Annotated in this window: 15 protein-coding genes and 1 pseudogene; 1 reads left to right on the top strand and 15 read right to left on the bottom strand. The window is 53.8% G+C overall.

Annotation, left to right across the window (positions count from 1 at the left end):
- Positions 1-15 precede the first annotated feature (15 nt).
- From COHPA_RS0114600 to COHPA_RS0114550, 11 genes and pseudogenes are all read right to left on the bottom strand, one after another.
- Positions 16-819, bottom strand: coding sequence for a class I SAM-dependent methyltransferase (locus COHPA_RS0114600; protein ID WP_027086899.1), 804 nt, complete (start codon positions 817-819; stop codon positions 16-18).
- A gap of 48 nt (positions 820-867) precedes the next feature.
- Positions 868-1,587: a response regulator transcription factor gene (locus tag COHPA_RS0114595; RefSeq protein WP_027086898.1), complete on the bottom strand. Its 720-nt coding sequence runs from the start codon at positions 1,585-1,587 to the stop codon at positions 868-870.
- Positions 1,588-1,604: 17 nt separating this feature from the next.
- Complete coding sequence (locus tag COHPA_RS0114590; protein ID WP_027086897.1) at positions 1,605-3,071, bottom strand: sensor histidine kinase; 1,467 nt, start codon at positions 3,069-3,071, stop codon at positions 1,605-1,607.
- Positions 3,072-3,074: 3 nt separating this feature from the next.
- Positions 3,075-3,800 carry an ABC transporter permease gene (locus COHPA_RS0114585; RefSeq protein ID WP_027086896.1) on the bottom strand — a complete coding sequence of 242 codons (726 nt, stop codon included), beginning with the start codon at positions 3,798-3,800 and terminating at the stop codon, positions 3,075-3,077.
- Positions 3,797-4,519, bottom strand: a complete 723-nt coding sequence (locus COHPA_RS0114580) for an ABC transporter ATP-binding protein (RefSeq protein ID WP_027086895.1) — start codon at positions 4,517-4,519, stop codon at positions 3,797-3,799. Before COHPA_RS0114580 ends, COHPA_RS0114585 begins: the two co-directional genes overlap by 4 nt.
- A 26-nt stretch (positions 4,520-4,545) precedes the next feature.
- The gene (locus tag COHPA_RS0114575; RefSeq protein WP_027086894.1) at positions 4,546-5,517 is read right to left on the bottom strand and encodes a hypothetical protein; all 972 of its coding nucleotides are present in this window, start codon (positions 5,515-5,517) and stop codon (positions 4,546-4,548) included.
- 138 nt (positions 5,518-5,655) lie between these two features.
- Positions 5,656-6,423 carry an aminoglycoside phosphotransferase family protein gene (locus COHPA_RS0114570; RefSeq protein WP_245590303.1) on the bottom strand — a complete coding sequence of 256 codons (768 nt, stop codon included), beginning with the start codon at positions 6,421-6,423 and terminating at the stop codon, positions 5,656-5,658.
- 11 nt (positions 6,424-6,434) lie between these two features.
- A pseudogene (locus COHPA_RS25625) lies at positions 6,435-6,629 on the bottom strand (phosphotransferase); the annotation flags it as partial.
- Between the two features lie 68 nt (positions 6,630-6,697).
- Positions 6,698-7,165, bottom strand: coding sequence for a hypothetical protein (locus COHPA_RS0114560; protein WP_027086891.1), 468 nt, complete (start codon positions 7,163-7,165; stop codon positions 6,698-6,700).
- A gap of 24 nt (positions 7,166-7,189) precedes the next feature.
- On the bottom strand, positions 7,190-7,669 hold the full coding sequence (locus tag COHPA_RS0114555; protein WP_027086890.1) for a GyrI-like domain-containing protein: 480 nt from the start codon (positions 7,667-7,669) through the stop codon (positions 7,190-7,192).
- Between the two features lie 75 nt (positions 7,670-7,744).
- Positions 7,745-8,173, bottom strand: coding sequence for a DoxX family protein (locus tag COHPA_RS0114550; protein WP_211237881.1), 429 nt, complete (start codon positions 8,171-8,173; stop codon positions 7,745-7,747).
- Positions 8,174-8,259: 86 nt separating this feature from the next.
- Between COHPA_RS0114550 and COHPA_RS0114545 the strand changes: the two genes are divergently transcribed.
- Positions 8,260-9,222 (top strand): helix-turn-helix transcriptional regulator, encoded by a 963-nt coding sequence (locus COHPA_RS0114545; protein WP_027086888.1) that lies wholly within the window; start codon positions 8,260-8,262, stop codon positions 9,220-9,222.
- A gap of 50 nt (positions 9,223-9,272) precedes the next feature.
- Here COHPA_RS0114545 and COHPA_RS0114540 read toward each other — a convergent pair whose 3' ends face one another.
- The 4 genes from COHPA_RS0114540 to COHPA_RS0114525 form a co-directional block, all read right to left on the bottom strand.
- Positions 9,273-9,914: a peroxiredoxin-like family protein gene (locus COHPA_RS0114540; RefSeq protein ID WP_027086887.1), complete on the bottom strand. Its 642-nt coding sequence runs from the start codon at positions 9,912-9,914 to the stop codon at positions 9,273-9,275.
- A gap of 833 nt (positions 9,915-10,747) precedes the next feature.
- Positions 10,748-11,419 (bottom strand): TetR/AcrR family transcriptional regulator, encoded by a 672-nt coding sequence (locus tag COHPA_RS0114535; RefSeq protein ID WP_027086886.1) that lies wholly within the window; start codon positions 11,417-11,419, stop codon positions 10,748-10,750.
- A gap of 58 nt (positions 11,420-11,477) precedes the next feature.
- Positions 11,478-12,347, bottom strand: coding sequence for an alpha/beta fold hydrolase (locus COHPA_RS0114530; protein ID WP_027086885.1), 870 nt, complete (start codon positions 12,345-12,347; stop codon positions 11,478-11,480).
- Positions 12,347-13,273, bottom strand: coding sequence for a PadR family transcriptional regulator (locus tag COHPA_RS0114525; protein ID WP_027086884.1), 927 nt, complete (start codon positions 13,271-13,273; stop codon positions 12,347-12,349). The genes COHPA_RS0114530 and COHPA_RS0114525 overlap by 1 nt, the downstream gene beginning before the upstream one ends.
- Positions 13,274-13,357 lie beyond the last annotated feature (84 nt).

Raw genomic sequence — 13,357 nt, 5'->3', positions numbered from 1 at the left:
CTCTGCACCAAAATATCAAGGCTTCCGCGCCTTGATGACAAACGTTACGGGAAGCATCTTGGCTTTCCGGGCAAAATCTCCGTTTCTCGAATGTATAATATCTTCGTCGGATTCTTCAATGAGGTACTCGATGACGAATCCCGCTTTGGCTAACGCATTCACATAGGTTGACAGCTTTCGGTCCGATAACGTCAGCGTACTTTCGCCAAGCGTCACCGAATACCAGGATTCATCGAAATAACATTTTTTGAAAACAAGCTTATCATTCTCCGGAGCGACGCACTTATGGATCGGGTGAGACCAACTGAAAATGAATACCCCGTCCTGCTTGAGGTAAGAAGCGATTCGGCGAAAAGTCCTTTCAAGATCGGTTGTCCAGCCAATCGCATAAATCGAATAAACAAAGTCGAAGTAGTTGTCCGGTATGCCGCATTCTTCTTCCATAGGGGAACAGATTAACGTCGCGGATAGACCGGATGCCGTCAAATGCTGCTTCGTCTTCTCGATTTGGTTCGCCGATAAGTCGATTCCCCATAGTTCGGATGCTTGGCGTTCACCTAGATACTGCAAAGATTGACCGCTTCCGCAGCCGATTTCGAGCACCTTTCTTCCCGAGACATCTCCGAAGAGACGATGGTTGTCTTCCGAGACGAACGCACCGTAGAACGGAAGCGCGGTTGCTCCTAGAACTTCGTTTCCATTGTTATCCCAGAATAGGCTATTCGTCTCATGAATCCTGCGATGATCCATTTCGACCGTGATGGCGCCAACCTCGCTACCGCCTATCATGTTCGTTCTACGAGCAGAATTGATGTCCATAACGACGTCCCCCGATTCCTTTTCTCCCTTCTTGCCGCACGTATGTTCTCACACCTTAAACCGATACCCCGCGCCCCACACCGTCTCGATAAACTGATGCTGCGCCGGGTCCTTCTGGATCTTGTCGCGGATCTTCCCGACGTGGACCGTAACCGTGGCGGAATCCCCGAAATAATCGATTCCCCACACCTTATCCAGCAGCTCCTCCTTGGAATAAACACGGTCCGGGTTGTCCGCGAGGAAGAGCAGCAGGTCGAATTCTTTGGCGGTCATCGTAATCTCTTGCCCGTTCAGCGTCACCCGTCTGGCATCGACTTGAATCGCAAGCCCCCGAATGTTCAGCTCGCGCATCTTCCGGACAGGCGAAGAACCGAAGCCTGCCGCGGCAGCTCCGGTCAATCGGTCATATCGTTCAAGATGCGCCTTCACCCTGGCTACGAGCTCGGACGGGCTGAACGGCTTCGTCACGTAATCGTCCGCGCCCAAGCCGAGCCCCCTAATCTTATCGATATCCTCCTTGCGGGCGGACACCATCAGGACCGGGATGAATTTCGTCTCGCGAACCTTCCGCAGGATGTCGAAGCCATCCATACCCGGCAGCATGACGTCTAGAATAATAAGATCGTACGCCTGCTCCAGCGCCTCTTCCAGCGCTTGCCGGCCGTCTGCCCGAAGGGTCACCTCATAGCCGTGTACCTCCAGGTAATCCCGTTCCAGCTCGGCGATCGCCTGATCGTCTTCGACGATCAACACTTTCCGCTTCGTCATCTTCTTACTCTCTCCCGTCACGCCCGAGGCTGATTCATCGGAATCGTAAACATCACCGTCATCGAATGCCCGAGCTCGCTTCTTGCGGTAATCATCCCGCCATGGAAAGCGACGATCTGCTTCACGATGGCTAGCCCTAACCCCGAGCCCGCCACATTCTGATTCCGATCGGCGTCCCCCCGATAGAAGCGGTCGAAGATCCGCTCAAGCTCGCTCTGCTCCATTCCCGGACCGTTATCTCTAACCGCGATAACCCACGAATCCGCTTGCCGGCCGAAATACACGTGGATATGCGGTTCGTTCTTATCCATGAATTTCGCCGAGTTGCCGACGACGTTCAGAATCGCCCGCTTGATCTTCTGGGCATCCATCGTCGCGACCGCGTCCGATCCGGCCTCGTATTCGCCCGTCAACCGCACGCCCGCTCTCTCGCATTCGATATGCAGCTCGTTCATGGTCTGCCGGTAGAACTCCTCCAGCGACACCGCATCGAAGCGAAACTTCTCTTGCTCGAGATCCAGCTTCGACAACAGGAACAAGTCGTCGATCATCCGGTCCATGTCGAGCGTCTTCGCATGAATGACGTCGATATATTTCCTCAGCTTCTCCGGGTCGTTCGCGATGCCTTCCCGAATCCCTTCCACGTATCCCTTAATCGAAGTGAGCGGAGTCTTCAGGTCATGCGAGATGTTCGAGATCAGCTCTTTGCGGTTCTCCTCCAGCGCCAGTTGCGCGCCGATCGATCGCGCGAGCTCGCTGCGCATTTTCTCGTACGAGCGGATCACGCTTCCCACTTCGTTGCGTACCTTCGATTGCAGGCTGAAGTTCAGATCCCCCTCCGCGATAAGGCGGGAACCTTGCTCCAATTGCCGCAACGGCCGGACGATATCCTTCGTCGTAATCCAGATCAGCGGAACGAGAATGATCGCCAGCAAGACCGCGATGCCGAGAAGCACGAATAACGGGAACCGGTCGCCCTTCTTCCACGTCTCCGTCACGTCGATGACGAGGTAATACGATAGGGGATCGTCGATTTCCGGAAAATCGTACCGCAGCGCGAGCCAATCGCGTCCTTCCCGCGAACTTACCGTGAACGTGACGTCCCCGTGTTTGCCCGATGACGTCACGTCTTCCCGCAACTGCTCCAGGAACGTATCCTCTTGCTTGAGCGCGCCGTAGCTTTCCCATCGCTCGCCGTCCTGAACGACGAGGAAGCCCTCGAACGGAAGCAGTTGGTCCCCCAACCGACTCGCGAATGCGGGGGAGCTCAGCTCTTCCGGCTTATACCGCTCCGCGTAGCGCAAGTCCACGATCACATCGACGCCCCGCTCCAATGCCTCGTGCGGACTTTGATCCTTCACGATGCCCTTGGCAAAATAAGAGACGATCCCCGTGACGAGTCCGATCCCCGTCACCGTGACGATCGCCGCGGTCAGCACAATGCCGATGATATACGTTAAGATGAGCTTCAGTCGAATAGACATCGGTTAGATCTCTTTTCTTTGGAAGGCTAATAAACCCAATATAGTGCCCATGATATAGTAGGCCGTAATAAATAGCAATGCCGAGATCGACGCTCCGGCATCGCCACCGTACAGAAGCGGCCGTACCCAATCCGCGAAGTCGGTGACGAAGTAACGGCTGAGCTGCGGTTCGAGCAAACCGACGACGCCCATCGCCAGCCACAGCACGACGCTTACCGTCAGTCCGACTCCGCCGCTGCCCGTCCACAAGGCCACGCAGTTAACCAGCACCACAAGCAATCCGCAGTAAACGATCGCCGCGCCGAGTTCGGCCAGACTCGCGCCCAGCTCCGAGAGCGCAGGCACGCCTTGAAGCACCAGGCTTCCGATCAACGTCGGAACGAACACGCTTAGCACGATCAACGCACCGGCCACCCATCCGGCCAGTATTCTCCCCATGAAGAGAGACTCCCGGCTTACCGGCAGCTTCAGCGCATGCTTAATCGTACGGTCTTTCACCTCGCCGACCATGAGGTCGCTGCCAAGCGTTGCCATGAATAAGGGGAACACGATCGCTAGCAACAATTCCAGAGCGGTTGACGGGAGATTGTCGTCGAGTCCGATTCGGTCGCCTATGAAGACGAAAAAGATGCCGATCAGGAAGGAGAGCAGCAGCAGCACCTTCAGCTTGCCTCCGCGAAGCAGCTTACGTAGCTCTTCGCCCGTGAGATAGTTCAATCGCGCGATCATGCTACCCCGCTCCTTTCCTGCCCGATGCCGTGCAAATAGTAGTCTTCCACGCTAGGGAACGATTCCCGAATCTGCGAGACGCTCGCGGTACCGACATGCCGTCCCTCGAAGACGATGCATGCATGCGTGATCCAATCCTCGATGTCTCGTACCTGATGCGACGAGACGATGATGCTCATCCCTGTCTCGGCTACGAGACGCCGCAATATCGTAGACATCTCCCGCCGACCCTCGATATCCATGCCCGAGAACGGTTCGTCGAGCAGCAGCAGCTTCGGCCGGTGGAGCAGCGCGCTAGCGAGCTCGATCCGCTGTTTCATGCCGGTGGAGTACTTCTTGATCTTGAGCTGTTGGTGCTTCGACATGCCCACGAGCTCGATCGTCTCCCGAATGCGGGCTTCGTCGACGCCCGGGTACAGCTTGTGATAGAGTCTCAAATACTCGTAACCCGTGAGATAGGGGTACGGTGTCGGCTCGCCGATCATTAAGCCCATGTGCGGTCTCGTCCGCTCAGGATGGTCGGCTACGGAGACGCCGTCCAAGCGCGCATTCCCGCGGTCGCAGTCGAGCCATCCGGCCATCGCTTGCAGCGCTGTCGTCTTCCCGGCGCCGTTCGGTCCCAATAAGGCGACAACCTCACCGGGAAGTACGGTGAGATTGAGCCCTTGGATGCCGCGGCCGCCGGGGTAGACCTTAGACAAATCGTTCGCTTCGAACATAGTCGGGTCCTCCCGTTCTCGTGATGTTAGCCGCGATCTTCGAACGTTGCCGCGTCGATGATCTCGATGTTCTTGCCGGCAGGGTCGTACGCGTCCGGGGTCGTGGCGTTAATGCCGCCGATATCTCCCGCGCCTTCGATCTCCACCGTATGGGCGACGCCGGCTTCGTCCTTGCCGCTTACTTCAAGCTCGCCTTGCACGTTCTGAAGCTCATTGTCCGCGTTCACCGTGAACTGAAGCGTAACGTGCTCGATCGCGAAGTCTTCCGTCAGCTTGGGCAATTGCTCTTCGAAGTTGATGTCCTTGAGTCCTTGGAAGAAAGGCAGCTCCTTGATCCGCTCCCAATGTTCCGGCGCTTCCTTCTCATGCTTGCGTTCCGTCCTGTCGTTAGACTCCGCCACGTCCATCAGCAGACGAATCGGAAGCGGTATGTCCTTCTCGTCGATGTCCGCCGTAATCGTCTTCGAACCGTCCGCGTGGTTCGTCACGCTGAAGTTATTCTTCAGGTCGCCGACCAGAAAATCGAGGAGCACTTCTTCCGCTTTGTTCATCGAATGGCCGCGGGAGTCGTCCTTATGAGACCGTTCGCGGTGCTTCCATTCGTTCTTCTCGTCCGAGTCGATTACCTGATAGTCCAGCCCGTGCGTGCGGTCAACCATGTAGACGCTATCTTCGCCGCTGCTGTACAGACTGCCGCTGCGCTCGACGCCCATGAGGGTGAAGTCGAAGTCGCTGCTCATGACGTGTCCGTCTTCCCCTTCCGCCACCTTCGTTGTACCGTTCGCGTCCAGCAAGCTCTTGCCGTCTACTGTTACGGTGAAGTTCCCGTTCATCGTCGCGCTATCGAACGCTTTGCCCGACAATTGGTTCGCCTTCAGCACTTCTTTGAACGCATTGTACCCTTCCGTATTCGGAGTGTACGCGAATGCCGTCGCCGTAAATAACGTCACCGCAGCCGCCGCTCCGCCTACCATCAACCATTGATTTCTCTTTTTCATAACCTGCTCGCTCCTTTAGATTGTACGGTTTCTCTTGCTTACAACCTTAGTCTAAAGGAGGAGTCTAAACTCCCTCGAAACCAATTCGAAAATATTTCTAAAATATAAGCCCTAATATCCGTGCGAGTTCGTACCCTTCTAGATCCACTCATGGAAACGATCCGTTACGAATCGAATCTCTCTCTCATAGTGAGCCAAGTGTCCTTCTTCGACCATTTTCCGAAAGGCGGCATTTCCTTCGGCAGCGCCATTGCGGAGCGTATCGCACAATGTAGCCAGGCGTTGAATGATCCACTGGCGCAGTTCGTCAGGGACGGGAGTTCCGTACGATTCGAAAAACAATTGAATCCGTCGACGGCGCTCTTCAGCGTGTAAATCCGATTGATAGCCTACCGTTGTTCCCGATGAATGGTCAGGCGAGAAGCTCGCAAGCGGAACCGATGTGTACAGAGAGTACGCGATGTCCCACATTCTCGGCCCAGGCCCGGCCATATCGAAATCAATCAGCGCCACGGGAGCCCCCTGTTGGAAGACCACGTTGTACAACGCGGCGTCGTTATGACAGATGACTTCGTGCTTGCGTTCATCGACATAACTGAGCTGCCATAGGCCCTTCGACAGGAGCGCGGATCCTTCCGTCGCATCGTGAAAACGGCGTAAGAGACGCGCTAAACCTATTAGCGTTGCATCCGACCACATATAAGGTTCAAGTTCAGGGTAATCGTTCCCCGGAACTTCCCCTGCAATGAATGATAGAATTTCGCGTTCGGAGCCGTCGATTCCGAACAATCTTGGCGCTCCCTCGAAGCCCTGTTGCTCAAGATGCGTAAGCAGCTCATGAACAGACGGGCTCCAATAACCGGTAGGGCGGAGGACCGTATTTTCTCGACGAACAATTTGATTCACGTTTCCGCCTGTTAGAACTTCTTCCTGCACGACGCCTCTCCCCTCTCGTCATCGTACTCGACCATGTGATCGATATCCGCTTCGTCCGCTATCAGGCTTGCGAGATCCTCGCCCAGGTAGCCCCATCCGGACGTATCCCAGTCGATGAGCGCAAGCGTTCCGTCTGCATAAATCAGGTTGGTTACCCAGAAGTCCGATGAAATCAATGCCTTCCAAAATTCCGTAGCTTCAAGCGCAGAACAACGAATAAAGGCACCCGAACGGGTGCCAAGCTTCAATATTCGCCTTTAATGACGAAGAACGAACCTCGGATCGTCCCCGCCAGCTTGGACTTCTGTCTCGCGAATTTAAACTTCTTCTCTTCGAGCTCCCTGGGCACTTCCATCCCCTCGGACAGCTTAAACCCTACGGCCCGCTTCTTAGGATCGTCCACCGTGTACAAGACGTTAACCGCCAGACCATCCTCATAAAAGACGAACGCCCATCTAATATTGTCCACTTGAAAGCACGATGTCTCTAGCGGCCGGGCCGCAAACGCGATGCCGCGTTCTTCCTTAAGCACCCGGTTCACATACTCAAGCGTCTCCTGGCTTTCGCTCGCCGGTACGACCGTAAATTCGTGATTGTATTTGTTCATGAAATACCGGGCTTCGTTCGCGCGCAGGCCGGCTAACGCTTCCGCTACCGGCGAAGATTCCAGACCTGCCGTAGACACTTGTTTAAAATCAACGATACGGGACATTCTTATTCCTCCTGACGATCTCGTTTATTTGTGCACGACCGGAACCCACATCTCGCCGTAGACAAGGCCGTCTCGCTGCCCCATCTCAACCGTTGCATTCGGTCCGCCGACATAGGCGTATTGATCGGCTGCCGGCAAGACTTGACCGAAAGCAATGCCCGTAAGCATGCTGCCGAGCTCGTCGGCCGACTTCCCTTCGCCTTTAACGACGAGGTATTGTCCTTTAGGGAATTGGATCACCCTGTGTTCTTCCGGTATCGACGAATCCGTCATGACGCCTGCATAATACATCATCTTACGATTTACGGCTTCGCTTACCGCGAATATATAATCGTTCGAGGCAATCGCTTTTAACGTGTCCAGCCTGCCATCCTGCTCGACTTGCCGCCAGAAGTTTTCTTTCTCCTTGTTCATGCCTGCATAATCCGTGTAATCGCTCTTCAGCTCCGTTCCGATACCCAGAACGATAAAGCTGTCTTTCTCCTCGAAGGAATACGTCGCCATCTTCCCAGCTCCTTTGGATGAATGTGATCGGTTTACCATAAACATAAGCCATATTGCCAAAATAGGAAACTACTATTAGAGCCGGCGGCTATTCGGACGCAGCGCCCAGGAGGCGATGCCGAGCGCCGCATAGAAAAGCGGGAGAATAACATGGAATCCGCCGTCGCCGTAATCATTAGCGTACGCGTGCGATAAAGCCGCACCCGTCATAAGAAAGAAGAGGCCGCTATACGCCCATTCCTTAAGCCGGGGGAAACCCGGCATCAAGATCGCAATGACCGCGAGCAGTTTCCAAGTTCCGAGAATGCTCGTGACGTATAACGGGAAACCGATCCCGGTCACTAAATCTACATTGCCGCCGTATCGCATCAATTGCCCGATCCCGCTTAAAGTAATAGAGAATGCGAGAATGATCGTGACGGTCCAATAAGCGGCCTTTCTTCCAACAGGGCGGGATTCAACCCTTGCCATCTTTTCATTTCCGATTATCGTACTCAAGTTCATTCCTCCTTAATCCATTTGTGTTTTCGCTTGATGGGTTTATAATAAACTTTAATCATGTCAGAAAATGATACTGTTTAGAGGAACCGATGAAAAAAGTTGAACGGATTAACGTGATTATGCGGTACATCAACAACCGCGCCCATTTCACCATCTCGGAAATCATGCATGAGTTTAACATCTCCCGTTCGACGGCGATCCGGGACATTAGGGAAATCGAAGCGATGGGAATGCCTTTAGTCGCCGAAGTCGGGAGGGACGGGGGTTATTCCGTCATGAACAACTCCGTCCTGCCCACCGTTCGCTTTACCGATAATGAAATTAAAGCACTCTTCATCGCTTTCATGGCCACAAGAAATCTGCAGCTCCCTTATCTCAAGAGCCGCCACTCTCTGGCGGAGAAATTGCTCGGCCTCATCTCTCAGAACCAGCAAGACGATCTTGTTCTGTTAAATCGAATTTTGCTCTTCGAAGGTACCAACCCGCACAATCCCGACCTGCTTGATCTATCGGACCTGCCCCATCCGATGTTGGAACAGCTCATCCAGATCCTGCTTGAAGACCGCTACCTGATGGTTGCTGTCGAAGAAGGAAGAGCAATCAAGCATTACCCGATCTACCTCTTGCGACTCTATAGGGAGAAAAGCTCTTGGCAAATCGAAGGCTTCGACCTATCGGAGGAGAAGAGGCGGATTATTCCGGTCGACCATCTCGCCGATGTCGAGCCTTGCCCCGAGAAGAAAAGATTAAGCCCGAAGAAGATTGCGGAACGGCTAAGCACGAAGGAAGAAGCCTTCAATCTCGTCCTCGAGCTGGGTCCCAAGGCGATCGCCCAGTTCAAGAAATACCATCCGTTGAAAATGACGATTTCATACACGAATCCTTTTCAGACGACGGCTATTCTGAAGACTTTCCTCAATATCCATCATCCGGGCGAGTTGGCCGAAATAACCAATTGGCTGCTTTTCTTAGGCGCGGACATCAAGGTCAGGGAAATACCGAAGGAAGTCGTGGAGGGATTGCAGGAGAGAGCGTCTGTATTCGGGAAATGATCGCAAAGCAAAGACCCCGGGGAACCGGGGCCTTTATTCGTCATTTAGCTTTAAAGTTTTCTCAATTCCCGCAGAATAACCTCCGGATCCTGCCGCTGCATAAAGTCAGGATTCACGTAAGTCGAACGGATAATGCCGGATTCGTCGATCATGAAGGTGGACGGAATCGGCAGAATCCATCGGCTCGCGGCATTGTATTCCGCCAAATCCATTCCGATCTGTTTCATGATCTCTTGAATGTAATCCGGAACATCGTAGAGGATGTTATAGATAGCGGCCGTAAGTCCATTCGTGTCGCTGAGCACTTGGAAGGTCAGCTCTTCCTTCTCCTGCTGGGATAGCGTGTTGTCCGGACTTTGCGGGCTGACGGCGATCAACTGGGCCCCGAGGGCTTGAATCTCTGGCAGCAGCTTCTGATACGCCTTAAGCTGCGTGTTGCAGAACGGACACCATCCGCCCCGGTAGAACGTTAGAACGACCGGGCCTTTGGACAGTTCATCATACAGATTCACCGTTTCTCCCAAAGCGTTCTTAAGCGTAAAATCTTTGGCCTTCTCGCCCTCCCGCCGGCCGTAAATATTGCCCGACTCCTGCTGCTCCCTGATCTGACGGAACATCTCCGCTTGAATCTCGAAAGGGGTATTCGCGACGAATTGCTGTTTAACTTCCGCTAAAGCTTGCGTTAACGACATGTTCTATTCCTCCTGATGAGTTCGAAGTTAATGAGGTCATTTTTTCTGGATTAAACACTCCATTTTTGTTCCTGAGACCATCCTAACCGATTTATTTTGGAGTGTCAACTCCAAAATATAAATCAGCGAACTAAAAAAACCGATCCTACTCGGATCGGTCGGGCGTGCTCGTCTCATTCGCTTAGGCACCGTTGCTTTTCCCGCGACTCTCGATGTGCGCTTTTGGCGGCAAAGGCGGCGTGGGTCAGAGCGCAGCAGGATGGGGCGTCCCCCTACTGAGTCGCTCCATCGGGAGTTCGCACGCTTTGTCCCCCTACTGAGCCGCTGCACCGGGAGTTCGCACGCTTTGTCCCCCTACTGAGTCGCTCCATCGGGAGTTCGCACGCTTTGTCCCCCTACTGAGCCGCTGCACCGGGATTTCGCACGCTTTGTCCCCCTACTGAGTCGCTCCATCGGGAGTTCGCACGCTTTGTCCCCCTACTGAGCCGCTGCACCGGGATTTCGCACGCTTTGTCCCCCTACTGAGCCGCTCCACCTGCAATTCTGCATTTAATCCTACCCGAAATCGCTCGTTTATCCCTTCATCCTGCAAAATTACAGGTATTTGTCCTGCAAACCTTCAATGGAGTCACGCGGCTAGCTATCACCTGCACATTTGCATTTATTGATTTAACACCCTACCGGTCCTATGAAATAGCTGTACGATCGCAGGTTCTGTTGTATGGCGGAGAGAGAGTGGGATTCGCTCCGTCGCTGTGCGGCTTATTCTAATAGTTTATAAAAAAACCCCAAGGAGAATAACGCTCCTTGGGGTTACCTACGTTCGGTTTCGGTTATTTCGCCGAAGTCTCAATGAGGTAAGACCGAATATGATCCAACATCGCGTCCAGACCCGCTTCGAGCGGACCGGCCTCCTTGCGGACCTTGGCCAGCAGCAGCCCGCCTTGAAGCGCGGCGAGCAGCGCGAGCGCAAGCTGCTCCGGCTGGGCGTCGCTTCGCATCTCGCCGCGATCGTAGATCGCCCGGAGCCCTCGGCGGATCGCCATCTCCCATTGCGCGAATCCCGCCGCCAGCTCTCTCCTCGCGGCAGGCTCCAGGTCGGCCAGCTCGCTGCCGAGCGATCCGATCGGGCATCCGCCTTGGAATCCGAGTTCCGTCTGGTACAGGACAAGCGCATCGCGCCAGGATTGCAGGGCTTCCATACTGTCAAGATGACTCAGCAACGGCTCCTGTGAGCCAAGCACCTGCTCGTTCTGGAAGAGAATCACGGCCAAGACGAGCTCCCGCTTCTCCTTGAAATAGTGGTACAGCTGGGAAGAGCTGACACCCGCCTCTTGTTGGACGTCTTCCACGCTCGTTCCGGCAACGCCGCGTTCATACATCAGCTTCGCGGCGGCAGCCACGATGCGAGCCCGCGTCGCCTGCCCTTTTTTCGTCAGCTTCGGGATAGGGTTGGTCTGCGATTCGATATTCGATTCGGTTGGGGTATTCGTCGCTTTTCTCATGTTCTTAGTATAGCAAAAATGGAGTCATCCAACCAAAAAAAGAATTGGAATCTGCAAATCAAGAAGGCATCGCGCGAACGAAGAAATCCCGCATCCGTTCTGCCTGTCCCAACACGGCATGGCCCACGCCGGGCAAGAGAACAGTCGTGACGTTCGGAGCGTTATGCTCGATCCGGTCTATGCTCTTGTTAGCATTCAATAGCCAATCGTTGTCGCCGAAAACAACGAGGATCGGCATCGTAAGACGGGAGAGCTCGGCATCGCTGAACACGGGAAGCGTTGCATAACGAGGCTTTAAATATTTATTGATGAGCAGAATAAAGTCCAGCGCTCTGCGCATCTCGTTCGTGTCTCCGTCGCCTCCGCGATCCATTCCTAATACGCGCTTAATGACTTTAGAGCGATCTCCGCGAGCGGAGATCGTTTGCAGCAGCACTTTGAACAGGAAATTCCGCCTTTGCATCGCGAGTCCGCCGGGACAAAGAAGAGCGAGATTGCCGACCTTGTCCGGATGAACGGTCGCGTAGCGAAGCGCTATCCAACCGCCTAGAGATTGACCGGCAATCGAGCATTGCTTAACGCCGAGGCGGGCAATCACTTCATCCAACCATTGCTCGTATGCGCCGCTCAGGTAGTCAGGCCGAATATCGGAGGAAAGGCCTGCCTCGCCGGGCAAATCGACGGCGAACACGTGGAACTGCCGGCTCAGCAGCGCCACATCGCCGTACCAGGAGAAAGAGTTCGACAAGCTCCCATGAAGCAGCACCAACGCCGGACTTGTCGGATCCCCGGATTCAATGACGAACGTCTCGCCGTATGAAGTCGGGATTTGATACTGTTTATTGTCAACAGGCCAGTCCGCCAGTATTGTTCTGTATTCAGCCAACACCTGTTGCTTGCCCTCTTCGCTCTTATACGTGGCAGGCATTAAAGATCATCCTCCAACAACCAGCTTTCCGCTTGCTCCCGATTCTCGAAGGCACGGAATAGCTTCCCGCGATTGGCTTCCGCAAGAAAATCTTTAAATTTGCCTCGAGCTTTGTCGGCATCGAGAACCGCTGCCGCTTTGATGTTGTAATTGGTGAGCTTCTGGAGAACCAGCCCTGCAACGCGAGTCGAGAGCTGTAAAAACTCTTCCGATAGACATGCAGCGGGAAGCATCACTTTATTCGTACCGTTCTCCGCACATGCCGCCACCAAGTTCAAACCATCCTGCTCTTGCCTGATTTCACCGGAAACGACCACAATGTAATCTCTCTCGTTATGGCGAACCTTATTGTATTTCATATTAGAATGACGACCTCTCTCTCGTGTATCATATTTAACCGGCGCAAGCGGAAGCGCGACAGACCGCACCTTATCGATCCATCTCAATTCGGACTCATAAATCTGGCGGATGTTCTCCATGACCAATTCCAGTATCGCCGATTCATATGGCGTACTTCGACTAGATGAAACCTCGTCTTGCACGGCAAGCGCCATCCCCTTCACTTCACCGCTGTATTGTTCAAGCAAGGATTCAAGCTCCAGTTGTGTAAGGTTTCTGCCGAACACAAGCTGCATGAGGAAGGTTTTGCGTATTTCCGGCACCTCGGGAAATCCTAGCGTTAGCCGATGCAATTGTTCCAGGCCGCCGTTCGTCAGCGTATAGATCTTTTTGGTCGGGGAAGCTTCGCCATGTTTGACTTCGACACTGACGAAACCCTCATCTTCAAGCTCCGCCAGCGCGCGGTAGATTTGGCTGTTATTGCCCGACCAGTAGATGAACGGCGACTTCTGCATCGCTTTCTTCATGTCGTATCCCGTGAGGGATTGATTTCGCAATAGTCCCAGAATCGCATGTTGAATGTTCATTGTATAACACCTCTTATCGTAACATAGGTTTATTGTAACATATGTTTCATACGCCCGCAATTGTCGAAGAAAAAATAAATAGCC

This window comes from Cohnella panacarvi Gsoil 349 (genome assembly GCF_000515335.1).
Classification (GTDB): Bacteria; Bacillota; Bacilli; order Paenibacillales; family Paenibacillaceae; genus Cohnella; species Cohnella panacarvi.
This window is presented reverse-complemented; position numbering and strand designations above follow the sequence as displayed.